Annotated in this window: 19 protein-coding genes and 1 pseudogene; 4 read left to right on the top strand and 16 right to left on the bottom strand. The window is 36.9% G+C overall.

The window, feature by feature from the left end; translation table 11 throughout:
* Positions 1-282: 282 nt before the first annotated feature.
* Positions 283-1,941 (top strand): methyl-accepting chemotaxis protein, encoded by a 1,659-nt coding sequence (locus tag BS1321_RS25065; RefSeq protein ID WP_162268746.1) that lies wholly within the window; start codon positions 283-285, stop codon positions 1,939-1,941.
* A gap of 69 nt (positions 1,942-2,010) precedes the next feature.
* On the opposite strand, the gene BS1321_RS25060 is transcribed toward BS1321_RS25065, so the two are convergent.
* The 5 genes from BS1321_RS25060 to BS1321_RS25040 all read right to left on the bottom strand — a co-directional run bounded on the left by BS1321_RS25060 (position 2,011) and on the right by BS1321_RS25040 (position 9,041).
* Complete coding sequence (locus BS1321_RS25060; protein WP_063235059.1) at positions 2,011-2,970, bottom strand: DUF4822 domain-containing protein; 960 nt, start codon at positions 2,968-2,970, stop codon at positions 2,011-2,013.
* Positions 2,971-3,049: 79 nt separating this feature from the next.
* Complete coding sequence (locus BS1321_RS25055) at positions 3,050-3,751, bottom strand: ankyrin repeat domain-containing protein (RefSeq protein ID WP_063235060.1); 702 nt, start codon at positions 3,749-3,751, stop codon at positions 3,050-3,052.
* A 286-nt stretch (positions 3,752-4,037) separates the two neighbouring features.
* On the bottom strand, positions 4,038-4,724 hold the full coding sequence (locus BS1321_RS25050) for a response regulator transcription factor (RefSeq protein WP_063235061.1): 687 nt from the start codon (positions 4,722-4,724) through the stop codon (positions 4,038-4,040).
* Positions 4,721-6,169: a sensor histidine kinase gene (locus BS1321_RS25045; protein ID WP_063235062.1), complete on the bottom strand. Its 1,449-nt coding sequence runs from the start codon at positions 6,167-6,169 to the stop codon at positions 4,721-4,723. The genes BS1321_RS25050 and BS1321_RS25045 overlap by 4 nt, the downstream gene beginning before the upstream one ends.
* Before the next feature lie 613 nt (positions 6,170-6,782).
* Positions 6,783-9,041 (bottom strand): metallophosphoesterase, encoded by a 2,259-nt coding sequence (locus BS1321_RS25040; protein ID WP_063235063.1) that lies wholly within the window; start codon positions 9,039-9,041, stop codon positions 6,783-6,785.
* 406 nt (positions 9,042-9,447) lie between these two features.
* On the opposite strand from BS1321_RS25040, the gene BS1321_RS25035 reads away from it, so the two are divergent.
* A complete protein-coding gene (locus tag BS1321_RS25035) occupies positions 9,448-9,909 on the top strand; it encodes a DUF2690 domain-containing protein (RefSeq protein ID WP_053535206.1) in 462 nt (153 codons plus the stop codon).
* A 214-nt stretch (positions 9,910-10,123) separates the two neighbouring features.
* On the opposite strand, the gene sdaAA is transcribed toward BS1321_RS25035, so the two are convergent.
* From sdaAA to BS1321_RS24995, 9 genes and pseudogenes are all read right to left on the bottom strand, one after another.
* Positions 10,124-11,686, bottom strand: a complete 1,563-nt coding sequence (gene sdaAA, locus BS1321_RS28635) for an L-serine ammonia-lyase, iron-sulfur-dependent, subunit alpha (RefSeq protein ID WP_063235064.1) — start codon at positions 11,684-11,686, stop codon at positions 10,124-10,126.
* Between the two features lie 71 nt (positions 11,687-11,757).
* The gene (locus tag BS1321_RS25025) at positions 11,758-12,939 is read right to left on the bottom strand and encodes an amidohydrolase (RefSeq protein ID WP_063235065.1); all 1,182 of its coding nucleotides are present in this window, start codon (positions 12,937-12,939) and stop codon (positions 11,758-11,760) included.
* A 14-nt stretch (positions 12,940-12,953) separates the two neighbouring features.
* The gene (locus BS1321_RS25020; protein WP_081113033.1) at positions 12,954-14,189 is read right to left on the bottom strand and encodes an MFS transporter; all 1,236 of its coding nucleotides are present in this window, start codon (positions 14,187-14,189) and stop codon (positions 12,954-12,956) included.
* A 162-nt stretch (positions 14,190-14,351) separates the two neighbouring features.
* The gene (locus BS1321_RS25015) at positions 14,352-16,670 is read right to left on the bottom strand and encodes a helix-turn-helix domain-containing protein (RefSeq protein ID WP_063235066.1); all 2,319 of its coding nucleotides are present in this window, start codon (positions 16,668-16,670) and stop codon (positions 14,352-14,354) included.
* 229 nt (positions 16,671-16,899) lie between these two features.
* On the bottom strand, positions 16,900-17,460 hold the full coding sequence (locus BS1321_RS25010; RefSeq protein WP_063235067.1) for an HPP family protein: 561 nt from the start codon (positions 17,458-17,460) through the stop codon (positions 16,900-16,902).
* Between the two features lie 180 nt (positions 17,461-17,640).
* The gene (locus BS1321_RS25005; RefSeq protein WP_063235068.1) at positions 17,641-18,174 is read right to left on the bottom strand and encodes a GNAT family N-acetyltransferase; all 534 of its coding nucleotides are present in this window, start codon (positions 18,172-18,174) and stop codon (positions 17,641-17,643) included.
* Between the two features lie 196 nt (positions 18,175-18,370).
* Positions 18,371-19,357 (bottom strand): NAD(P)-dependent alcohol dehydrogenase, encoded by a 987-nt coding sequence (locus tag BS1321_RS25000; protein WP_063235069.1) that lies wholly within the window; start codon positions 19,355-19,357, stop codon positions 18,371-18,373.
* A 231-nt stretch (positions 19,358-19,588) separates the two neighbouring features.
* Positions 19,589-19,718: pseudogene (gene sat / locus BS1321_RS28815) on the bottom strand (sulfate adenylyltransferase); the annotation flags it as partial.
* A gap of 207 nt (positions 19,719-19,925) precedes the next feature.
* A complete protein-coding gene (locus tag BS1321_RS24995) occupies positions 19,926-20,264 on the bottom strand; it encodes a DUF1360 domain-containing protein (RefSeq protein ID WP_063235070.1) in 339 nt (112 codons plus the stop codon).
* A gap of 180 nt (positions 20,265-20,444) precedes the next feature.
* Between BS1321_RS24995 and BS1321_RS24990 the strand changes: the two genes are divergently transcribed.
* Both BS1321_RS24990 and BS1321_RS24985 read left to right on the top strand, forming a co-directional pair.
* Positions 20,445-21,587 (top strand): BMQ_0737 family morphogenetic spore coat protein, encoded by a 1,143-nt coding sequence (locus BS1321_RS24990; RefSeq protein ID WP_063235071.1) that lies wholly within the window; start codon positions 20,445-20,447, stop codon positions 21,585-21,587.
* 320 nt (positions 21,588-21,907) lie between these two features.
* Entirely contained in the window at positions 21,908-22,342 is a 435-nt protein-coding gene (locus BS1321_RS24985; RefSeq protein ID WP_063235072.1) for a M67 family metallopeptidase, read from the top strand.
* Positions 22,343-22,458: 116 nt separating this feature from the next.
* Here BS1321_RS24985 and BS1321_RS24980 read toward each other — a convergent pair whose 3' ends face one another.
* Positions 22,459-23,187 carry a GT-D fold domain-containing protein gene (locus BS1321_RS24980; RefSeq protein ID WP_144476732.1) on the bottom strand — a complete coding sequence of 243 codons (729 nt, stop codon included), beginning with the start codon at positions 23,185-23,187 and terminating at the stop codon, positions 22,459-22,461.
* 43 nt (positions 23,188-23,230) lie between these two features.
* Positions 23,231-24,472 (bottom strand): hypothetical protein, encoded by a 1,242-nt coding sequence (locus BS1321_RS24975; RefSeq protein WP_063235074.1) that lies wholly within the window; start codon positions 24,470-24,472, stop codon positions 23,231-23,233.
* Positions 24,473-24,766: the final 294 nt, after the last annotated feature.

Raw genomic sequence — 24,766 nt, 5'->3', positions numbered from 1 at the left:
TTAAAGATTTATACTTTTATCACTTTTGAAAAACTACAAACCATTAATTATATTGAGATCATTTCATACTGAAACTCTTTTACAAAAGGTTAATGGAATAAAGACTCCACCCGAAGGTTTTAAAATGGTCTCATTAAATATATTTAATTATTACCGATATATAAAACATGGTTAATATATAACATGGGGAAGGAATAAACAAAGATGAATAGACTCAGTTCGAAAATAGGTTTTGTTCTTTTAACAGGCATAATAATTACATTAATTGGAAGTTTGCTATTAATGTATAAAAGTACAAATGATACGGTTGAGAAAACAATCGCTATGAGCAGCTTAGACATAGCAAGCAACATCTCTCAAGGAATAAATCCAACATCTTATGCAGATTTTATAAGTAATCAATCCGAAACCTCTACATATTGGGAGATACGCGAACAGTTAGACGATTATAGACAAAAAACTGGAGCATTATATGTATATACATTAGGGATTAATGAAAGTAGCGAAAAAGTCCATATTCTTATAGATGGAATGGGTAAGGGGGATAAAAAAGCATCTCCCATTTTAACCCCCACAACCGCAACTTCATATCAGGATGTAGAAAACGTCATGAAGGGAAAGGTTTCTACCACTTCCATCGTTCATGATCCTGAATATGGTGACTATTTATCCGTTTTTGTTCCCATAAAGAAAGGTGACGAGGTCATTGGAATACTAGGGGTGGATATTGATGCCAGCAAAGTCAATGCTACGGCCAGCAAGGTACTGGGTGGCATCCTTCCCCTGACTATAATAATCAATGTAATCTTAATGGCGATCGTAGTGGGTGCCTTAATATGGTTTTTGACTAGAAAGTTAAGCCCCCTTCGCGAGGTCAGCTTGGCTGCAAAGGAAATTTCAAATGGAAATTTATTAACAGCCAATAAACTGATTAGCAAAATCAAAGTAAATGGAAACGACGAAATCAAGGTTTTAGTGAAATCCTTTGAAGAAATGATTACCAATACAATTATGATCGTCAACTCCATGAAAAGCTCATCATTCCAGCTTTTGGAGTCATCAAGTGATATCGAACACAAAATCAAAGAAATGGATACTTCCACACAATATATCGTTAAAGGCATTCAGCAAGTTGCCGGAGCTGCGGAAGTACAATTGCATAGAAGTGAAGAATCATCGAGGGTCATCGAGGAGATGACCCTAGGGATACAAAGAATTGCCGAAGCTTCTTCAGAGGTAAGCGAACAGACAAATCATGTTTCAACTAGGATGTCCATTGGAAATAAAGATATAAATGAACTCTCAAATCAAATTCTGCAAGTAAAAGATGTGATGCTTCAAACAAGTTCAGAAATAAAGAAATTGGACGAACAAGCAAATGAGATTGTGAATATTGTACATTTAATTACTGGAATTGCCGAGCAAACAAATCTGCTATCACTAAATGCGGCAATTGAAGCTGCTAGAGCAGGTGAACAGGGTAAAGGATTTGCGGTGGTTTCGAACGAGGTACGGAAATTGGCAGTAGGCACGAAGGAATCAGCAATCAATATACAAAAGTCCCTACTTCATTTTAAATCCATCATAAATGAGTCAGTTAAAATGATGGAAACTGGAACTAAAGAGGTAGAGGAAGGGACAAAATTTGTCCTGAATACAAGAGAAACTTTTAAACAGACCATAAAATCTTTTGAGCATGTTAGTGATCAGATTCAAGAAATATCCGCCATTACAGAGCAAATGGCAGCAAGTTCTCAGGAAATCAATGCTTCGATAGAAGATTTTGCAGGGTTAACAAGGGAAACTGCAGTGGCTTCAAAGCAAGTGGCACAATCAACCGATCAACAGGCGAAATCCATGGAGGACATCTCCTTCTCAACCTCCTCGATGGTAAAGCTCGCTAATGACCTGGAAACATCCGTTGAGCAGTTTAACGCGTAATATCTTGAATCACTATTCTATTACTATATTAAGAAAGGGATTTTGCATTTTTGCAAAATCCCTTTTTATTTACTTAGTTGGTTTTAGTTTCAAATCACCTTCATAAGGTATATGTTCAACTGTTATCGTTATTTCTTTTCCATCTTTATCTTTACCGATTCGTTTATAAGTGAATTTATTTTCATTAAGCTCTGTAAGTTCAAGAACTGCGCCATACTTATTTTCCCCTTGTGAAACAAGGGCTCTTATCTTATTTCCATGAACAACATCGTAATAACCGTAATCACCACGGCTTTCACCGGTTTTAGCATCAAAAAATTCATACTTATTTGTTTTATCATCATATTTTGCAAGTCCTAAATAATTCGAGTTATAGTTTGATACATCATTTCCCTTTTCATCCAATGCCACTGTTCCTTGCCATGTGGTGCTGGATAAAATTTTGTCTCCATCAACGTCCGTATCTACTTCCCCTGTGTAAGTTTCCAAAGTTTTGTCTGGATCAGTAAAGGAAAGTTCTGTTTCAGTATAAGGAATATGATCAACAAATACCTCTACGTCATTACCATTAGCATCTTTACCCATTCTTTTATAGGTAAACATATCCTTATTCAGTTCTGTTATTTCAACAACGGCTTGGTAACCCATTGATTCTGAAATTAGCACTCGCATCTTCCCGTTGGTGATAAAGAAAGTTCCTTTATCACCACGACTTTTTTTTGTATTTTTATCAAAAAATTCATATCTCGATGCTTCAGCATCATATTTTGCTAGACCAATAAAGTTTGCATTCTCCTTTGTTAAGTCATTATTATTCTTATCATAAACTTTAGTTCCTTGCCAATTCGTGCTACTAAGAATTTTAGTCAATTCCTGTCCTTTGGTTAACTTATTTTCTTGTTTACTCTCTTTAGCTGTTTGTTCATGCTTCTGTGCACTATGATTTTCTTGTGCGTTTGTGTTACATCCTGTTATGACCAATGTTAACCCAAGTAGTATAGATGATGAAATTTTTACTTTTTTGTTCATTTTTTCGTCTCCTCATTATTTTGTGGTTTTAATTTAGTAGTGCAATGGACATTACAAATTAGAAGTATCAGCGATCTGGTTATTTTGCTCCTGCTGATAGTAAAATTTGTTCAATCTCTTTAAATCCTTTCTCACGGGCATGTTGTAAAGGGGGCACATTATTATTATCTGGAATGTTGACATCTGCCCCATGATCTACTAGCAATTGCACTGTTTGCTGTTGTTTTCCATCACCATTATTCAATATGATAGCTTCTAACAAAGCTGTCCAACCGAGATCATTTACATGGTTCACATCAATATCAGTATTAGTAAGCAGTTCTTTAATAACCTCAACGTATCCATGTTCCGAAGCAGGGATTAAAGCCGTTCCTCCATAACGGTTTGTTATAGACGGGTCGGCACCTGCTTCAATCGCAAGTTTAAGTATATCTACATAACCTTCAGCACCGGCATACAAGAAGGGGCTATTTTTCATGTCATCCTGAATGTTGACGTCTGCGCCCGCTTCAATAAGGATTTTTGCAGTCTCTTCATCATTGTTATAAGTCGCAATCATGGTTGCGGTTCGCCCTTGCGGGTCCTGTGTATTAATATCTGATCCTTGCTCAATCAAACTTCTTATTCTTTCCGTTTCTTTTCGTTCTACAGCTTGAATCAGTTGTTCATTCATTCCCTTTCCTGTCTCCTTTTCTTGTTTATTTAGCTCTACTTCGTTATCTAAGACACAGCCCTGAAGGATGATAAGGCATCCGATGACAACCGTTAGCCGTCTCCACATGAAACACACCATCCTTTCTCACGTTTGTACATCTTCTGCCCCAAAAGGATTTTCCGTCATTTTGATGTACCAAAATGGCTTGTTCCAAAAAGATTTTTGAGGTTGCATGAGGATTTTTTCTCCCTTTTATTTTTAATTGCTTACTTATTCCGTCTTCATTATATTAGTGCTTAATCCTAAACTCCCTCTAAACAATTTCTTAAAAAATGATTAACTTATTAATAAAATTTCTTAATGTTTATAAAAAAATCCCGTCACCTTCGTGATGGGTCATAAAACATACCATTTAAACATTAAAGCGATACCCTGCTCCCCAAACGGTTTCCAATAATTGAGGATGTGCAGGATTTCTTTCAATTTTTTCACGTAGTTTCCTGATATGGACGGTGACAGTCGAAACATCTGCAGCCGATTCCAATCCCCAAATATTTTCATAAAGCTGTTCTTTGCTTAATACTTGATTCGGATGCATGACAAAAAACACTAACGTATCGAATTCCTTTGTTGTAAACGGGACCACCTCTCCGTTTATGTGAACTCGGCGTGCTGATTTATCTATTGAAATACCATGAACATAAATTGAATTAGATTTGGGGTGACTTCCTGATAAACGTTCATAACGCGCTAAATGCGCTTTCACTCTTGCAACTAGTTCACTTGGACTAAAGGGCTTTGTAATATAATCATCTGCCCCTAAACCAAGCCCCCGAATTTTATCAATATCTTCCTTTTTGGCGGATACAAGCAATATTGGGATATTTTTGACAGCACGTATTTGTTTGCATATTTCAAAGCCATTCAACCCTGGAAGCATGATGTCCAAAATGATTAAATGATAATTTCCTTGAAGGGCCTGTTGGAGACCTGCATCACCAGTATGTTGAATATCGACACTAAAATCATTAATTTCCAAATAGTCCCTTTCCAATTCAGCAATACTGACTTCGTCTTCAATAAGTAATATTTTTTTCAAATTTCCTCACCTTTCTTTATGGAAAAGAAGACACTTGTACCTTTTCTTATCTCGCTAGTAGCCCAAATATCTCCTCCATGCTCGCCGATAATTTTTTTTGCGATCGCAAGTCCTAAACCACTTCCACCTGTCAGAGAATTTCTAGATTGCTCAGCACGATAAAAGCGGTTAAAAATATAAGGCAAAGCAGAAGATTCTATTCCATAGCCATTATCTGTTACTTGTACTACTACATCATATAGTCCTTCATGCAGAGAAATGGAAATGTGTTTTTCCTCTTTATTCATATACTTTACACAATTGCTGATTAGGTTGGCCAATACGCGTTTTAGTTTCTCTCTATCCGCTGTCACGTATATCGGTTTATTAAGCTGTTGAAGTTCAATCTGGATTCCTTGTTGAAGTAAATCCAGTTGAAGTTCTTCTACGTAGTCTTTCAAATATTTATCGAGTCTGACCGTTTCAAAAGTGAATGGTTCTTTTTTTAAATCCAGCTTGGAAAATAAAAACAATTCATCTATCAATGAATCCATATCTCTTGCTTTTAGGTAGACAGTCGATAAATACTTGTCCATTTTCTGTGGGGTGTTTGCTACCCCGTCTTTTATCCCCTCAACATATCCCATAATCGAAGTGATCGGTGTCTTCAAATCATGAGAAATATTGGAAAGAAGTTCTTTGCGATTTTCCTCATACTGAAGCTGAAGGTTTACGGAATCTTTTAACTTTTTTCTCATTTCCTCAAACTCGCTATTCAATTGTCCGATTTCATCATTCGAAGTGGCTTTGATTTCAAAGTTTAAATCTCCTGATTTTATCCGCTCTGCGCCTTCTTTAAGAATAGAGATGGGTTTGATGATACTTCGTGAAACTAAATAATTTAAAAGTCCAATAATCATTACAAACAGTAATAACAATAGAGCGAATAAAATGGGAAACAGCTCTCGAGTCAGCTCGGCATAGGAACTTGCTTTTCTCAATACAAAAATACTTCCTTCACTTTTATCCGAAAAATAAAAATCAAACTTCACATATGTGAAAAAAGTGTCTTTCATTTTGATTGTGTCTCGCGTATTGATGTTTGTTTCTTCGAAATTGGGAAGGGATGGAACCAATCCTGGCTTATCTAGTGTTGGGGAAGCATACTCAATGTTATTATCTTTTCTAACGACAATCTTAATATCTCTATGTTCAATCTTCTTCAGCTGTTCTTCGTTTAGAAGCTGCTCAGGGTTATTTTTTGCCAATAGCTTTAAATCGAGAAACACACTTTCTTCTACTGCAGTCAAAGGTTTTTGAAGATAAGATTTTTTGTATAAATGCTCTATCGATTTTACATCACCTGTTATTGCAAAAATAAGTAAAAATCCAGCTGCTAAAAATAAAGTGATGGAAATAAGAATTACGCCAACGTAGGACAACAGAAACCTCATTTTAATTGACAAATATTTTCACCCCGTATCGATCCCTAGTTTACTCTTTTATAGAAAAGTACACCTTTTATCTGCTGATCTTGCATGAAAATGTTTCCCGCGATAATTTTTCTTAAAACTAAAAAAACCATATCACACAAATCTTAAAATTTTCTAAAATACATGAAAAAAATCCTATTCTCTTGTCAGTCTACAGTTTTTTATTTAAAAACGTTCCAGCTTGATTTCAGAAATCCGCTCCCTTTCCGCCGAATATCTGCTAAGCTTCCTCGACGCAAGCGTCTGTTGGGTCTCGGCTAGCTTGTTTTTTGTTAAAATATTTTTTATCCTACCTTTTATAATAATGATATTATTTATAAATTATCCAAGAATTAAATAAACTTGCACTTCAGTATTTTATAATTAATAACTATCCCTTCAATTTGATGTACTATCTTCACAAAGATACGAAATTAATTAGGCGAGAAACCTTTATCAGCACACGAAAAAGACCATAAGGCTTTTTAGTAGTTTACTATTTTGTCCAGAGTTTGTAAGACATAGAGAAAAAGCGAACTTTCCCCTTAAGGAAAGTCCGCTTTTTACTTATACAAATTTTTTTAAGAAAGTTCACCTGTTCTTCTCATTAATTTGGTGAAACGATCATTTGGTCATCCAATCTAATATCGTCTATCGACCAAAACCAATTATTTTTCGCATTATGCATTCTCCATTGTAATTTCATAGAAGAAGCATCTTCAGGAACCTTAATCGATTTAACTTCATATTTATTCAAAACATGTCCATTATTATTATCCGAATCAGCTTTATTGTCATAAACGAGAACTTGTTGTTTTTCCCCATTATCAAAGACAGCAGTTACTTCAGCTGTTTGCGTTCCTTCTTGTTTATAGTGAGATGCAAATCCAAAGTATAGATCTTTTGCACCATCAACTTTTACAGAAGGTGAAGTTAATGTACTATCAAAAAAGCCTTTTGATGCTGGTGAACCGTTATCATCCCATTCATCGGGATCCGCTACAGCTATAACACCTTGACCAAGCTCAAATTTGTTACGATCTTGGTCTTCTGCATTTGTCCAAAAGTCCTTTGTTGTGAAACTCCAACCTTGCCACTCTTCTGTACCAGCTGGCATATTCGAGCTATTTGTAACCGACCAGCCTTTAGGAGCTGTATGGCTCCAACCGAGAATAGAACTTGGGATGTTTTCATTCACTGCTGGCTTTAATGCAGACTCTAATTGGTCAAAACTTTCTCCAAGGATCATGTTTACGAATACATTTATATTCTTGGAACCTATTATTTGGTCGCCCTCGGAAGCAGTAATCGTGAATTGTGATAAACCGGAACTTTCCTTACTAGGTGTAGCTTTTATTGGCAACATTTTTTCTTCAGTTCCTGATAGCTCATACTCAAGTTCCTTGTACTCCAAAATCCAACCTTCAGGTGCATCAACTTTAATTTTCCCTTTCACACTACCATTTCCATGATTTTTCATCTTCACTTGGAGTGTAGTTGATTCACCTTCCGTTACTAAAGAAGGAGAAGCCTGTGCTGAGACCATTTCCAGGGCTTTTGTCTGGCCATCAGCCAGTAACACCTTTTTACTGCTATTGTTAAATGAATCTAGTGCTTGTACCTTAATTTCATAATCAGTACCTGGCTTAAGTCCAGCAACAGGGAACTCTAAATTCTTTGGAACAGGATCATAATAGAATTCAGAAAATGCGGTGAAGTCTGCGTCCAACTCCCCTGTTTTCTTGTTTTTGGCTGTAATGTGATAAGAATGTACGAGTTCGTTATCTTTTGCCTGTGGAAATGTTACATTTAAACTTTTTAGTGTCGATTTTTCTTTTACAATCAAAGCCTTGTCTTTAACTGCAAAAACCGGTGGTAACTGATCTCGATCATCTGTATATTTAAATTTATTTTTTTTAGAAGAATTTTTTATTACCCATGGTTTTCCTGTCCAATCGTCTTTATGAAAGTCACGTTTTTTAATGACAACTTCATTATTATAAACTTCTACAATCATTCCTTGACTAATATCCCGATATCCTTCTGGATGAAACCCTTGAAGTTTGCCTGGCTCTAATTCCAAATAACTTACAGAAGAAGTGCCAATAGACGTAAAGTCTTTTTGATGAATCGTTCTAGGGTCTTCAAGTGGATAATGAGAATGGCCTGAAAATGTAATAACTTGTGGATGTTTCTTTAATGTATCATATAAAAGTTCTTTATTTTCCTGAGTTCCCCACAAGTCACTTCCATACACAGTGTCTTTTATGTGTTGATGAAGAAAAACAAAGATTGGTTGGTCCGGATTCTCTTTTTCTGCTGCAGCTAACTTTTCACCTAGCCAATTAATTTGTTTAACAGAATATAAACCATGCGTATTACCATTTTCCGGACTTAACGTAATAAAATCATATCCATTTACTTTTTTATGATAGTAAAGAGACTCCATTCCTGTTTTCTCGAGAAAACGATCTTGTGCTTTTTCAACGGAAAGTCCATTCCAATAATCATGATTTCCCATTGTAAACATGGATTGGACATCGCCTTGTTTCTTCTCATTATAAATGGAGAAGAACTTATCATATTCAGTAGCGTATCCATAGTCCGTTAAATCCCCAACGACAACAAAAGCATCCTGTTTAGGCGCAGCTTTGTTTAATTGATCCATGGCTGTTCTAAACTTGTTCATATCAGCAGTTGATCCATCGTCAATATGTACATCGCTGATTACAGGAAAAACGAGCTCCGGTTTCCGTTTATTATCTGAATTTGAAGATTCCGAGAATGCTTGTACACTTGATAAAGAAGTTGTTAATCCTACCGTTACAACTGTCAACATTGCAGCAAATTTATTTTTCGCTTTCAAAATCAATTCCTCCTACTTATCGTTTAGCCACTTAAATTATGTAATTATTTTGAAAATAGACAAATATCCTCCTTATTTTAAAATTTTTATGGTATTTACCAATTAAAATAGTAACTTTACATTATTAATAAAATATAGGCACAGTGTAATTTATATATTAATAAATCAAAAAAAAGCCTATGGCCAGTATTCATTCCATTCACTTTATTCTCGTTTTTGGTATTGATTTGCCTTTGCTTAATGGGAATGGGGTACAATTCCTTAACTACGTAGTTACCCATAAAATGGTAAAATTTATGCAGGTGGTAAATGATTCCAAAGTACATGGAAACACCAATTTTTGTATGTTAAAGTCTAGAAGAAGGAAAGGGGAGAGTATATTATAAAAAAATTATTAAATATTGGGTTGGCAGTAACTCTTGTTTTTGGACTGTTTTTTGCGATTGCACCCACGAATAAAACTTATGCCCTGTCCTATGATAATACAAATCCATATTCGACAGGCTGTGTGAATAAAAGTCCAATCACCTATGAAACAGAATATATTTATAAAAACGGTGTGAAAATTGGATATGTGCAGCTAAAAGGAAGTGCGTATTGTCATACGGCTTGGGGATACTTAAAGTTTTATTCTGCTGCTCCGTACGATTATTATGCAAATGTTTGGGTGGATAGTTTTAATGGCACGACTAAGAGGGCATTTACAAGTTGTGCTAGTTCCGGTGGTAACGGTTGGATTATGAAAGGTCAGACTTCCTGTTATACTGCACAGTTATGGAATTTAGATCCGTATAATGCTTTGGCCAAAGCAGGTATTTATTCTTCAAGTGGGGCTCTCATTATTTCAGCGAACACCGGTCGTTATTAATAGGTTATACAAGGGGTCCTGACAGCAAAAAACGCAAAATTATACGCTGAAAAATCACCGCCTATTACAGTCGATTCCCTATTGCTACAGTTTATTGATAAAAAGCATTCGGAACGAATTTATTCCGAATGCCTTTTATGGATTTAAACGCATACCATGCTTTTTTGCATCAGCGAAAATACGATCACGTGCTTAATGGATAATTGTTTAGTAACTACTTAGTGTGAACCAAGACAATTTCATCAATAATCGGAATCTCTCTTTTTAATAAAGATAAGAGAGTGTCTTCGATTGTATTGTCGATTTCACAAATCGTTATTGCAGCACCATTGATTTTGGAACGTTCATTGGCCATACGGGCTATATTGAACCCTTTTTGATAAAGAATATCCGATAATTCGGCAATAACCCCTTTTTGGTCGGAATGGCGAATCACAAGTGTTGGCCGTTCCCCTGAAAATTTAAATGGATACTCATCGAATTCCTGAACCTCCACTTTACCACCGCCTAAAGAGCTGGCCAAAACCTTTACAGTACGTGTGACCCCTGTCAATTCTACGAGAACGGTATTCGGATGATAGCTTCCAAGCACCCTTTTCGTGAATTCATATTGTAATCCTTTTTCTTCAGCAATTTTTTTTGCATTTGGAATGCCATCATCCATGGTAGATAATCCAAGAACACCGGCTAATAAAGCCAGGTCTGTTCCATGGCCTTGATAGGTTTCGGCGAAAGAGCCCATTAGCGAGAACTTTGCATATAATGGATTTTCGTTTAATAGCTGGCGGGCAATATTCCCGATTCGGACAGCACCAGCTGTATGAGAACTCGAAGGGCCAACCATTACGGGACCGATGATTTCATACGCACTTTGGTATTTTGCCGGCCAACAGCCACTAGTTTTTCCGCTTAGAATCTGCTTCTTTAATTTTTGCCCGGTCGGAGTTCCGGCAAGACCGCCTATCCCGGTTTCTCTCAACGATTCGGGCATTTGCTGTCCGACTTCATGCATCACATGAATCACTTCATCCGGTGGAATGACGCTGGCTATCCCAGCTAAAGCCATATCTGCAGCAGTTTGGGCGGTAATTGCATGTAAACCGTTGCGGATGATGCACGGGATTTCCACCAGTCCAGCAACTGGGTCACAAACCAACCCCAGTGAATTTTTCAAAGCAATTCCGACAGCATTTCCAACCTGCATTGGTGTTCCACCGGCAAGCTCTACTAGGGTGCCAGCTGCCATTGCGGTTGCTGAACCGATTTCAGCTTGGCACCCGCCGGCTGCCCCTGATATCGAAGCTTTATTTGCAACAACTAAGCCGAGGGCAGAGGCAGTGAATATTGACTGTACAATCTGCTTTCGGGTGAATTTCCCGCTGTCAAGGGCGTTAACAAGGACAGCGGGCAAGATTCCCGCTGACCCAGCTGTTGGCGTCGCCACAATCCGCCCCATTGCAGCATTTACTTCCGATACCGCAAGCGCATTTGCTGCAGCATTCAATGTTCTAGGATTGACAAAGGAATTCCCGTTTTGGGCATACTGATAAAGACGGTTTCCATCCCCTCCCGTTAAACCAGTACGTGACATGACTGGACTCATTGTTCCTCTGCGGACAGCCTCTTCCATTACAGTAAATTGTTCCGACATTTTTTCGATAATCGTCTCCCTAGGATAACCTTTCTGGTGTACCTCTGTTTTGATCATCAATTCCGAAATAGTTGTTTTCTCTTGCTCTGCTAGTTCAATTAACTCTTTTAAATTAGTAAAAGACATGTGATCACTCCTGTACAAGAAGAAGGTCCCCACGCCGCAAGCATAAGAACCATCCCCGTTTTTCCTTTTGTTTATTTCTGTCCAAAATATTCTGCAACAACAGCTGCCATTGCTTTTGCCGCGATGATCAGGCTGTCTTCATTAATGACAAATTTAGGATGATGGTGAGGATAAACGGGACCATCCTCCGGCTTTGCTCCAACATAAAACATACTGCCGGGAATCTTTTGCAAATAGTAAGCAAAATCCTCTGACCCAGACATTGGCGTCGTTTCCACTAACGCTTTGATTTCAGGAATTTCGGCCTTTTTAATCCCATTTACAACCAGTTCTGTCATGGCTTTATCATTAACTAAAACAGGGTAATCATGTGAGTATATCAAGTCATAGGTAATGTCAAATTCTTGAGCAAGCCCCGCTAAAATTCGCTTGAATTCCGTTTCCACTTTAGCACGAACTTCACTGGACATGGTTCTAACATCTCCTTCAAGTTCAACGCTGTCCTTTATTACATTAAATGATCCCTTTCCATCAAACGAGCCAATCGTTACTGTCGCCATATCAAAAGGATTGATTCGGCGACTGACAATCGTCTGGGCTGCTACAACAAAGTGGCTTGCTGCGACAATGCTGTCATTGCTTGTATGCGGCATCGAACCATGTCCGCCTTTTCCTTGGATTTTCACTTTGAAATACGAGCGTCCCGCCTGCATTTCTCCAGCACGATAAGAGACTTCCCCGGTCACCGATGGGGACATAAGGTGAATACCGAAAATACTATCCACACCTTCTAAACATCCATCTTCAATCATGGCAATTGCTCCACCAGGAGGCGTTTCTTCCGCAGGCTGATGCAAGATAACAACGTTCCCTCTTAATTGGTCTTTTATTTCAATTAATGCTTCGGCTAAAATCATTAAATAGGCAGTGTGTCCATCATGACCGCATGCATGCATAACACCTGGATTACTCGATTTAAATGGTACATCTGCCTCTTCCGTGATTGGCAGACCATCAAAATCAGCACGCAGCGCAACTGTTTTACCTGCGAGTCCGCCTTCGATTTTCACAACCACTCCATATCCGCCAACATTTGTCCGTATTATTACATTTTTATCTTTATAAAAATCAGCAATGTATTGAGCAGTTTTTTCTTCTTTAAAAGATAATTCAGGATGTTGATGGAGATATCTGCGTATTTCAATCATTCTTTCTTTTTTCTCTTCAAGTTTTTGCAATAGTCGATCTAACATCATTTTCCCTCCTATTATTTTTCTGTTTTAACGGTAAGTATAACTAGACCGCATATTACAACGGCTATTGCCAAGGTGATAAATACGATAGAAAACGATCCACCGGCCATAGAAATTAAAGCACCGAAAGCCATTGGAGCAATAAAGCCCCCAAGCGTTCCACCCGTATTGACGATTCCAATGGATGACCCAATTACTTTCTCAGGTAAAATCTTGTGCGGCCAAGAGAAAATCCCCACAAAGATCGTGGTTAATAAAAATGTAAGCACATATAAGAAAGCAATGGAAAGGGACAATGAATTTGAAAATACTAAACCAAGAAACAACAAGGATGAAATGACTGAACAGCACATTAGCAGTAACTTTTCCTTGCCAGCAAAATACTTTGTTAATAATACACCTGCAAATATGGATGCTAGCGTTCCTCCAATAGCGTTTACTGCCAGGATTATCCCAACCGTACTAATGGATAGTGAAAATTTTGTCTTTAAGAAAGTTGGCAGCCATGACATATTCCCATAAAAAGCTACATTCGCAAGCAGCATTGCAACGAATAAAATAATTACATTTCGATTGGAAATCACTGATTTAAAGCTAACTTGTTTCTTTTCAATTTTCGTTTTGGCAGTTGGGTGGCTATTAGGTATCAAAAAGGCAACCAAAAGTAACGAGATGGCAAACATTGTCCCCAGTGCATAGTAGGCATAATGCCAATTTAAGTCAATCAGCCGTGCTCCAATCACAAAAGCCAAAATTCCGCCAATTCCACTCGTTGACAAAATGAGCGATTGAACAAAAGTCCGTCTTTTTTTCGGGAAATTTTCGGCGATTCCTTTTGAACAACTTGGAGGATAGCCTGCATGGCCAATACCAGCCAAGAAACGAATTAATATAAACATCAATAAGCTTCCAACAAGGCCAAATGCGAATGAAAATATTGTAATAAGCGAAAGCGAAAGCATTAGTACCTTTTTATATCCAATCTTATCTGCGAGCCATCCCCCAGGTATCTGCATTAACGAATAACCCAGGAAAAATAAACTCATTATCAAACCGGTTTGACTTGTTGTTAGTTGGAATTGTTCTGCAATTGGGATAATTGCAGTAGAAATCATGTTTTTGTCCATGTAAATCATGGAATAACCAGCCATTAAAGCTGTAGTCAACAAAACTCCACGAGGATTTTTTTCCTTTGATACCGAAAGTTTTGCTTCGCTTTGCTTCTTAATCGCTCCTTGAGAAACAGACATAAAAGGCTACCTCCGAAATATTATTTATGTAATCGCTTTCTTGTCTTCATTATAAGTTTTTTAAGTATTGAAAACATTCCAATCATTGTCGAAAACACACCCCTTCATTTGCCCTTTTTCATTACTTAGCTTAACCTAACAACAAAAAAAGACCATTAAGTTTTAACCTAATGGCCTAATTTCGATGAGATGAATGGCATTTAACGTCAAAGTGGATTGTAATAATAGCTCCGAGTCAATGTTTTCCTCATAGATTTGCAAATCTGGATAGGCTCGCTGCTTGAGATACGTAATGATCTCTTGATCATAGATATACTGTTGATTGAGATTGAGCCAATTAAAGTAAAATGCACCGTTATTTCTATCGAGAATGTATTTACGAATTTGATAAGTGCCAGAAGGCAACCCTGAAATCATGATTTTCTTTTCCTTTGTTAATGAGCTCAAAAAGAAACTTTCGACAGAATAAGTGGGATTAACATAGGAATTGTTATAAATAGCTAATTGGTACCCTTGTTTCCCCTTCGTCAGTACAAAGTCCTCACCTTCAGCTAAAATCTCTAGTCCTATTTTTGCAATTAATTGCATGTTAAAAAACGCCGGACGCTTTATTTGATAATAATAGAGTAGGGCAATTCCATTCATTGCAATATTTTCATTATCCATATTACATTTTTCTAATGAATGGGTATCAATCCAAAATCCCAAACCGGAAATCTCTTTTATAACATCAAGCATGTCTTTAAAAATGAGAGCTGATCGAAAAAAAGTTCCACTTAAATTTACTGTATTACCGTAAAGTGTATTCCAGTTTGTCAGGTAAATTGGTGTGCCAGCCAAGCCAGCTGACGAAAGGTTCGCTTTTAATTCAATACACGATTTCTTTATATAATCTTTTACTCCCTTAAAGGAACTGTTATCCATATCGGTAAAGTCAACTTGTTCATTTGGATTGCAGCTAAAGCAAACCAGGTCAAATTGATCCATTTGCTTTAAAAATTCAGTAACTGGGACTGATAATCCTTTTTCTAAGGAAAATGGCACATGAACTCCGACTTTTGCGGTGGAAGCCCTCTTTTTCACAGTTTGAAAGTATTGTTGATAAAAAGTCCGGGCTGTTTGATCCCACTCTGAGAAAACCAATTCAAATTGCCATTTCCCGACAAAGGCATCGCCAAAATAACTGACAGCATGCTGTAAAAATTCATCTAACATCTTTATATAATCCGGGCAGCTTACGACTTCCTTTTCAATCTCTACACTAATGAATGGAATTAAACCCAGCTTTTGAAACTCGTTAAACAACGCATCAATCTTATAATATGGCCCTCCTATTTGCAAAAGCGGGTCGATTGTCGTAAATGTGGGGGAAAATAGGTTCGTGAAATAGGCATATTCAAAATGGAGCTGCTCCTGAATAAGCTTTAATTCTGCTTGGACCTCTTCATTTAATGCATATTCCAGCTGTCCAATCACCAGTAATCGCTGGGCTTTATCCCGAACAAGAACAGGCTCTTGCGGCAGGTTGATATGTACCGCTGAAACTCCCGATTCTTTCACCGAAACATTTTGGTCCTTTTGCGAAATATACTTGCTCAATTCAATTAAAAAGTGCGGCGAATTCACTAAGGTATATTGTTCGCTTATATTATTTACTTCCTGGAAAGGTTCTTTTTTATGAAGACCTCGATATTCGGCAGGTGTTTGATTGTACATTTCCTTAAAAGCCTTGTTAAAAGCTTTCACATTTGGAAAACCATTATTTAACGAGACTTTCATAATGTTATGATCGGTATATAACAGCTCATGAACAGCTGATTTCAAACGAATTTGTTTTACATATTGTGAAAAACTAACACCAACAGCCTGCTTGAAATAACGGGACAAATAATATAGGGATAGATATTGCCGTTTGGCAATCTCTTCAAAAGACATCTGTTTGCGATAATTTTTTTCAATAAAAGTAAGGATGTCCCTAATTCTTTCATCTTTCATTTCAATAAATCGGTTTTGCCCGAGATGTGTGGTTTTGAAATTCCGGATAAGGAGTGTAACTAACTTGTAAATCAGGCTATTGATTTCAAGTTCACTTCCATCCTGCTCTTGATAATGTGCGATCAAAATTTCAGCCAAGAGTTGACGGATTTGATCAAAAAGAAGATATAACCCATTATCCTCCTTGGATGAATGGCAGTCGAAATAACACACATGAATATCCTGATAAAGCTGCTCGATGGAACCAAGGGGAATTTGCAGCAATAGAACTACATTGTCTTCATGCCCCTTTACAGTATGAACATCATTAGCATTAATAAGCAGAAGATCATTTTCCGCCAAACGCCAGGAATCTTGATTAACCAAAACCTCAACTTCTCCCCGGATTACGAAAAGAATTTCAATTCCTAAATGGATATGCTGTGAGTGATGGCGAATATTTTGCAAACTGATTTGGTAAGAATCTTCTATTACTGGTTCAGACATGAACATTCACCTTTTTTACTGGGATTTTACCACTGCCCATCAAGCTTTAGCAAATCATTATCATACGTTATTTTTTTTATATGATGGTAAGGATGGTTTTCTAATAGTTAGTAAGAAAAATCAGCAGTCTCCGCTTATTGAAGTTAAGCAGTCAGCACAATAAGGGAGGAGCCATAAAACAGTCACCAAATAAAAAGCTCCCGTTTAGTTAAAATGAGTTTTGAATTTTTCATAACCAATGTTTTGGATATTGTCTTGTTTGAAATAAATTATTATAAATCATCGATATAAAAACTAATAATAAGGTACCTAATACAATCGAAGTCAGGAATCCCCAACCAGCTTGAGAATTGATTGAAACAAGGGCACTAGCTGCTGCGGGAGGGTGAACGGTTTTTGTAAAAGTCATTATAATTAATACAATAGCTAATACAAGACCGATAATGAATAGGCTTTTACCAAAGATGCTCCAAATGATAAGAGCTGTTGTTGTAGAGATTATATGTCCACCAATAACATTACGGGGTTGTGACAAGAGACTTTTATGCGCACCAAAAACAATAACACAGCTCGCTCCAAGAGGTGCTAATGCCATAGGATATCCTAAATAGACAGCTATAAAACTAATAATGATAATAGCAATGAGCCCACCTATAGCTGAAACAAAGGAATCCAAATAATCAATTCTGTCTTTTTCTCTAGCTTCGCCCTTCATTTTCTTTAAATATGCTGTTAAACCTATGCTTTGTTGATTACTCCATCTTTTTTCAAGACTTTTTTCGAATTCCATAATTTATGTTTTCCTCACGTTTTCTAAGTAAGTCGACAAGTCGACAGGGTTTTTATATATTGTTATCTTACAGGAAAACAATGAATTTTTAAATATATATCTGAATTTTCATTTGTTTCCATAAAACAGTTAACACTCCCCGCTTATGTCTGTGAACCTAACATTTTCCTTGGCGAATCATTAAGGCTTTACCGTTAAAAGAGAGTATAGATTAGTATCAAATGAAACATCATTTTGGTACATATAATTTCTCAATATCCCTTCTTTTTTGAAACCTAAATTTGTCAACAACTTATTGGATGCTTTATTTTCAATAAAAACAATTGCTCCAATACGCGTTAAGTCAAGCTCTTTAAAACCATAAGAAATCACCTTACTGACAGCTTCTGTTGCATAACCGTTACCCCAATAATTTGGGAAAAGTGCATAGCTCAGTTCTGCTCTCTTATGTTCATGAGACCATTCTTGAAATCCAATTGTTCCGATAATGCCATCCTTCCCTTTTAATGCTATTCCCCATTTAATTCCATGTTTTTCATCGAAATTCTTTGAAAAATTCCTAATGATCTGCTTCACCTGATCTGTATTTGTTAACGGAGTTTGCCCATAATATCGTAATACCTCTGGATTGGAAAAACATTTTAATATATCTAAAGCATCACCTTCAACCAATTCTCTCAATACCAACCGTTTAGTTTCAATTATAGGAAACATTTTTCCACTCCCTTTGCTAAAGATAGATTAATTTCGATCAGAGTCGCTCCCGAATAACATTCGTACGTACTATCCTGACTACTTATATATCAAACTCCATTTTAAAAAAAGGTCAACCAGTATAAACCGGCTAACCTTATAATCAGAACACACCCTTTGGCTTAATAAGAGCTTGATTATTATCTTGTTTCATTTATTAGGATTTGCTATTATGTTCCATAATTATTACGACATTTCCCTTCTTGTGTCCTTTCTCTACATATCTATGGGCTTGAACTATTTCTTCAAACGCATAATATTTGTCAATGACCACTTTTAACTTCCCCGCCTCAACAAGTTCTTTGAGGAAGTTTAGAGCTTCGGGGGTTTCAGGTGAATTTTGACTCAATATCAGCTTCTTGCTGGTTGTCAATTTAGTCCATAGCATTCGAACACCGGGTACCGGTACGGTGACATTTAGATAGGTTCCGTCCTTCTTCAGCGATTTCATACAAGCTGAAAACGGACTCTTGTTTACCGCTTCAAAGATAACATCATAGGTCTCACCATCTCTGGAAAAATCCTCTGAACTGTAATCTATGACCTTATCGGCTCCAAGAGATTTTACCAATTCTACATTCGCGGTACTGCAAACCCCTGTAACTTTTGCCCCAAAATACTTGGCAATCTGTACTGCATAACTTCCTACACTACCTGATGCACCATAGACAAGAACCTTTTGACCACTCTGTATGTTAGCTTTTCTAAGATAAAACAATGCTGTACGCGCCCCAATTGGAATGGCTGCGGCTTCCTCAAAAGATAAATTATTGGGTTTAAATGATACTGGTCCTTCTTCAGGCAGACACTTATACTCAGCATAAGCACCATAGCCCACTTGGGAAGCAGCAAAAACCTGGTCACCTGCTTTAAACAGCTTGACATCTTTACCTACTGACTCAACTTCCCCAGATAACTCCAAGCCCAATATGGATTTTTTGGGACGTCTAAAACCCATGATTATCCGAGCAGGCAGCCAAACAGAAAGAGGAACCGTAAAGCTCCTTGACCGAATATCCCCCATTGTTACCGTTGTCGCCTTTACTTTTACCAGTATTTCATTTTCCTTAGGAGTAGGTTTTTCTACCTCTTTCAGTTGAAGCACGTCAGGGGAACCGTACTTTGTGTACACAATGGCTTTCATTAATCCACATCCAATTCGTTATCTTCACTTAATATCTACGAATCTTCAATAACTGTTCTTAAACTATACTGCTCTGTTCGATTAATAAAGAATAAACTAAACACTGAATTCTGGAAATATTAATTAAGAAACAAGTTAACAGGAATTATTGAATGTTGTGCTTTTCACATTCATTGTATTATTTCGGATCCTATCCAAGAAGCGCTTCTCTTTAAACGGGTTTACAATAGCTTACTCGCCTTCATTTGTCTTCATGCCTCTAATAAGAACCTCAGCCAACTTCAAGACGTGTAAACTCTAGTGGCGGGATATGTCCCTTCCGGAGCATTTCCCTGACTTTGGTTCCGCTTAATTTAAATCTTCCTCATCTTTATTGGGATATGTTTCCCAGTGCTCCAAGCTGTCTAAACTTTAACCTAAGAATATATATGCCTCTCTGTCTATGAAGCATTTTTATGACGATCAGCATATAATTTTAGTCTGAATAACTATATCCGCTTATCAAATTACAATAAAGTTCATTATGCTTTTCTTTGTGTACCCCTACATGTTTAGGGAAAATGTACTTTCATACTTTAGATTCAATAAAAGCAGCAGCCCCCGCAACAGCTAAGACCAATAAGATTGGAAAAGCAGCAGGAAAATTATAATAAGTAAGTACAGTAATGAGGGAACACCAGAACCCTACACACCAATAACAACTTAAAAGCGAACCTATGAAATAACGAAGTCCTGATCCTTTTATTTCAATGATTTCCTCCAGTTGTCCAGAGGCATTTTCTTGGACGGTGCCAGTCAAGAAAGGTTTTCTGATGAATGAAGTGATTTCGTCAAATACAATTAAATGAGTTAACCGGAAAGTAGCCAATATTAAAATAATAAAATCAAGCCATTCTATAGCCAACACCTATTCACCTCCTAATCTTTCTTTTAATATTTTATGATTTGAATTTTGATTATATAAATATACATTTATAAATTCATAATATTTTATTAGCCCATTTTCTAAGAAAAATGTACCCATAAAAAGATATCCCCATAGTATGTTAATGTGTTCAAAACCTGATACTGAAGGGAAAGATGTTTGATGAAAAAAAGGAACGTCAAATCTATTCAGGGCCGACAAGTGGTACCGAACCCCATCGGACCTGAATGTATTCGTGTTACAAAAGTATATGACTGGGTTGTTCTAACAAATCGTGACCGCAATAAAGTTCAAATACCTGAGGAATGCTTTGCAGCAATTGAAGATGCACGTCATGATGGTAACACCATAACAGCTACTTGTTCGGAAGTAGTTGGTACACGAAGCTGTGATTTTATCGGAGCCATTCCAGCTAACATTCCTAATGTTCCAGGGGCCCAAATTGTTTCTCTTGCCTTCCATGTCCATATCCGCGTTCAATTCTTTTGCAATGGAGAACCACTCCCAGGGTGTAATTTCGTAGTCCCTGTTAGTTTCATGGATGAAGTAATCCTATGTTTCCCAGAGGGAACAGAAATCAACTGTAATATTTTTGATGTTCAATGCACAGTTGTTTTAAATCAAATGCTTGGTGATATGGTTGTACTTGATGTGACCATGTGTAAAGATGTTCAAGTCGAGGCTGAGGTTAAGCTAGAGGTCGAGGCTAAGTTCTGTGGACCACGTCCTGTCATTCCAATTGAAGAAGATGGGTTCGTGTGCCCAACACCACGATTCCCGCAACAATGCCCAACCTTCTTCCCGACATTGAACTGCGACTGCCAAGGTGCAGCAGAATTCACTGGCGAAGCATCCATCATTGTATTTGAAGACGGTCTAGGCGGTCCTACAACAGGAAACTTAGATTTGACTGCCCTAGTTTGTGACCAATGTACTCTTTCTGGTAGCAGGATTCAAGTTACCTACATCGATACATTAGGACCTACTCCAATTGGAACGCCAGATTCTGATCTTGACCAAAGCTTCACGTTTACAGCCACTGACTTTCTCCAGCCTACATGTGCTACAGATGCTGCTGGATTAGTAACTGGGCTTACTGCAACTGGAACAGGTGTTATAACTCCAGCCGGAGGTGTACCAGAAAACGCGACATTCACACTTATTCTAAATGATGCTGATCCTCTTGGGGATACTGCTTCACTGACAATATCGAGTCCATCTTTAACCGTCACTATTGCTCTGACAGAAGTAACTAACCCTGGATTAGAGGTTGAAGTAGGAGATTGCGATCGTTTCCCTGTATAATACTAAAAACCCGAGGGATGTTAATCTCTCGGTTTTTTTTTGTAAAGAAACTTGGAAAGTCTAATACCATTATTTACTTCAACACTTAGTAAATGTATCACGGATTTTAGGCGACCCATTTATTAATTATTAGGTTACATAAAGATTCATGATTTCATATTTATAGAGCATACCTATAAAAGGAGAGAAAAAAATGGCATCTGATAAGCTAAGACGTAAAGTAAGAAGAAAATTAGGAATGTCCAACCTGCAGCCCGCTCAACGACAACAAAGCACTCCCTCTACCCTCCAGGTTCGGCCAGTACGAGCAAAAGGTTGCTGTGGAAAAAACAAATGATCTAAGTTTAAAATCCGGTACTTTTTACATCACTAATCATGTTAGGCAAAAAATGATTTCTCATTGCAAAAGCGAACTTCCTTATGAAGCCTGTGGACTGCTTTCAGGGGAAAATGGGGTTGCAGAAACAATTTGGCCAATGGAAAATGTCAATAGGAGCTCCTTTTCCTATTCGATGGATTTAGATCAAATTCGTCATGTATTTGAACTTATCGATAGGAGGAATGAAGATTTGATTGGCATTTACCATTCCCATCCAACAGATAGTGCTTATCCGTCAGAAGGAGATATTACCTTAAATAACTACCCAGAGGTAGGCCACCTTATTATTTCGTTTGCAAACTCGACCCCTGAATTAAAATGTTTCCAACTAACAAGAAAAAAAGTCTTTCCGATAGAATTAAAATTCGTAAACTGAATTTAGTGCAAATAATATACTCGCACCTCTTCCTTATGAATTCAAGGTTGAATCTGCGAGTATTATTTTATATTCTTTATTTCTACAATGATTATATTTAATTTTTGTTTTCCTTTTTAGGAAAACTGATCATTCCATTTTTTCACTAGTTCAGAATGTTTGTATTCTTTTCCATCAAGAATCATATCAAGGGCATGACCGAAATCAATGGCAACCTTCTGGGTCAATTTTGCAATTTTTGGAGCTAAAATGGTTGCCGGAATCCCGGCAGAAATCAACGCTATTTCCCATTCCTGATTAGACTGTAGCTCATTTTGTACTCCACTTAATTCTGCATATCCATTTAAATTCATACTGCCAGTAATTTGTACGCCTTGTTCTTTAAAAACGATTTCTGCTTCTTTTGAACGGCGTCCAACAAGAAATACCTTCTTATTACTCAGCCATGGCCATAATGTCCCCTCGTCTAAGAGGCTATGCATGATCCAAGCACAACAAGCTTTCGAAGGTATGAACTTCAGTTTTTTAAGTACATTTCGAGTTTGTTTTGCCCAAGGTTCGAGTCTCCATGGAGCTATCAAACCAGCAATGTCTGTATCCCGCAATGACCTGACCAATTCCCTCCTAATTATCTCTGGTGAATTGGATACTCCCGCATAAGATTCATACCGTTTAAACTCCTGCACTAATAATCCATTGGCTGGCCAGCTTAAATAGCTTATTTCACCTATTCCAAAACGGGCAAGAGAAAAGCCTTTATTCTGTTTTATCGCTTGGTCCAATAATTTTATAACTTTCATATTATCTAATAAGGATTTCTCAAAGTGATAATTCCCTACAACCACCCTACTTCCACCCCCAACATGCTCTGCCATTAAACCTATTACCTTATTGTTTCTTCGATAATAATAAGGAAATTTGATTGCTCGAACTGATTTCCAGATCTTGTTCTTTAAAAAACACAAAAGCTTCTACACGAATATTGCTGTTTTCTTCAGGTTGAAGAACGCTTATTTGTAAGTTAGTTAAAGATTCTGTTTGCCTAGGGTTTATATTTTTAGATTGAATTGGACATATCCAGGTTTCTCCCTTCTCCATTTCTTCAAACCATTCATCATTCATATATTTCCACCCTTTTGTTTCTTCATTTTTCATTACCCCCAACGTTTCGGCAACATTCGGCGGCAATATTTGCCCAGATATTTTTATGCTTTCTGAAGGGGTGGAACGCAGACAGATAACTGGATTCCGCAAAACTTCCGTACCTATATTTTTAATATGAAGATTTCCAATAAGCTTGATTTTGTTACGATCTTCATGTTCTTCAATAAAAATATGATAATCTAAAAACACTTCTGCTTCTTTTCTTTTAGGAAAAGTTGGTTTCTTTACTAAAAATTTTTTCTTTTCTGGTAACCTTTTTTCTTTTTGCATGGTAGGCTCTAAATTTACCCCAGTATTTTCAGAATGAACAAACATGTTTGAGAAAATTTCAATTGGAACTAATGACAAAACAGATAAAGGCGAACTTTCGTGAAATCTAGCTAATATTCCTATTGTTATGGACATCGCATATTTTTCACCAAGTTTTTCCCAAAAATCTTCATCCGTAATAACAGGATACATAATCTGTATGTTAATAAAAGGTTTTTTTGCGCCACTAACTACCTCATTAGATTTAAATTTTGTTCCAGTTCTTGTACATTCATAATGAAAAATATCCAATAACTTTTTATTAGTTGATTTTGAATTATGAATTAATTCAAGAATGGGCTCTTTTATTACTGGAATTTCAAAGAGTGAAAAGTATACATGAAAATCAGCATTTTCTGATTCCTTCTTTCCATCTTTTAGGATCACCTTTGCCCCACATGCAGAAAGGAATGTTTTGATATACTCCAGAACCTTCTTTTCTAAATGGCCCTTTCTATATGTGTTAAATTTAACATCATAATCTGAAGAAATTACAATTTTTTTACCATGCAATGCAGAACATAATTGTACTTTCTGATTTTCAGTATCTGGCAGCACATCAAAACCCAATTCCCTAAAAAGGTAAGTAAATGCCGGGAGAGACTCATAAGGTATGGTTCCTGCCTCCTTCTCTCCAACTTCTACTCTAAAATCCATTTATGTATCCCCCTTTATGTTAATCCTGTACAGATTTGATTTTCAAAAGGATAAAATAATACCGTGCGGCTTGTTTCATCACAAACCTAATATCACTCAATATTAATGATATGTAAGAGTAATGAAGAAATGATAAAGAATAAACATAGCAGTCTCTAAATGTTTGTGAAATTAGTTGGTTTATACAATGTAAAAAAGTAACATCTCTTTTCTAATAAATGTAGGACTTCCATCCATGTAGATTCTTAAGGATGAGGGAATTAAAAAGATAAAAAATATAATCACCGATTTGAA

Origin of the sequence: Peribacillus simplex NBRC 15720 = DSM 1321, from assembly GCF_002243645.1 — a bacterium.
Lineage (GTDB): Bacteria > Bacillota > Bacilli > Bacillales > DSM-1321 > Peribacillus > Peribacillus simplex.
This window is presented reverse-complemented; position numbering and strand designations above follow the sequence as displayed.

Bases quoted from the DNA above. Each gene is read 5' to 3' on its own strand.
- BS1321_RS25000 (WP_063235069.1), bottom strand. From the start codon at position 19,357: ATGAAAGCCATTGTGTACACAAAGTACGGTTCCCCTGACGTGCTTCAA.
- BS1321_RS25060 (WP_063235059.1), bottom strand. From the start codon at position 2,970: ATGAACAAAAAAGTAAAAATTTCATCATCTATACTACTTGGGTTAACA.
- BS1321_RS25020 (WP_081113033.1), bottom strand. From the start codon at position 14,189: ATGTCTGTTTCTCAAGGAGCGATTAAGAAGCAAAGCGAAGCAAAACTT.
- BS1321_RS25005 (WP_063235068.1), bottom strand. From the start codon at position 18,174: ATGTTTCCTATAATTGAAACTAAACGGTTGGTATTGAGAGAATTGGTT.
- BS1321_RS25015 (WP_063235066.1), bottom strand. From the start codon at position 16,670: ATGTCTGAACCAGTAATAGAAGATTCTTACCAAATCAGTTTGCAAAAT.
- BS1321_RS24975 (WP_063235074.1), bottom strand. From the start codon at position 24,472: ATGGATTTTAGAGTAGAAGTTGGAGAGAAGGAGGCAGGAACCATACCT.
- sdaAA (WP_063235064.1), bottom strand. From the start codon at position 11,686: ATGTCTTTTACTAATTTAAAAGAGTTAATTGAACTAGCAGAGCAAGAG.
- BS1321_RS24990 (WP_063235071.1), top strand. From the start codon at position 20,445: ATGAAAAAAAGGAACGTCAAATCTATTCAGGGCCGACAAGTGGTACCG.
- BS1321_RS25010 (WP_063235067.1), bottom strand. From the start codon at position 17,460: ATGGAATTCGAAAAAAGTCTTGAAAAAAGATGGAGTAATCAACAAAGC.
- BS1321_RS25065 (WP_162268746.1), top strand. From the start codon at position 283: ATGTATAAAAGTACAAATGATACGGTTGAGAAAACAATCGCTATGAGC.
- BS1321_RS25025 (WP_063235065.1), bottom strand. From the start codon at position 12,939: ATGTTAGATCGACTATTGCAAAAACTTGAAGAGAAAAAAGAAAGAATG.
- BS1321_RS25055 (WP_063235060.1), bottom strand. From the start codon at position 3,751: ATGTGGAGACGGCTAACGGTTGTCATCGGATGCCTTATCATCCTTCAG.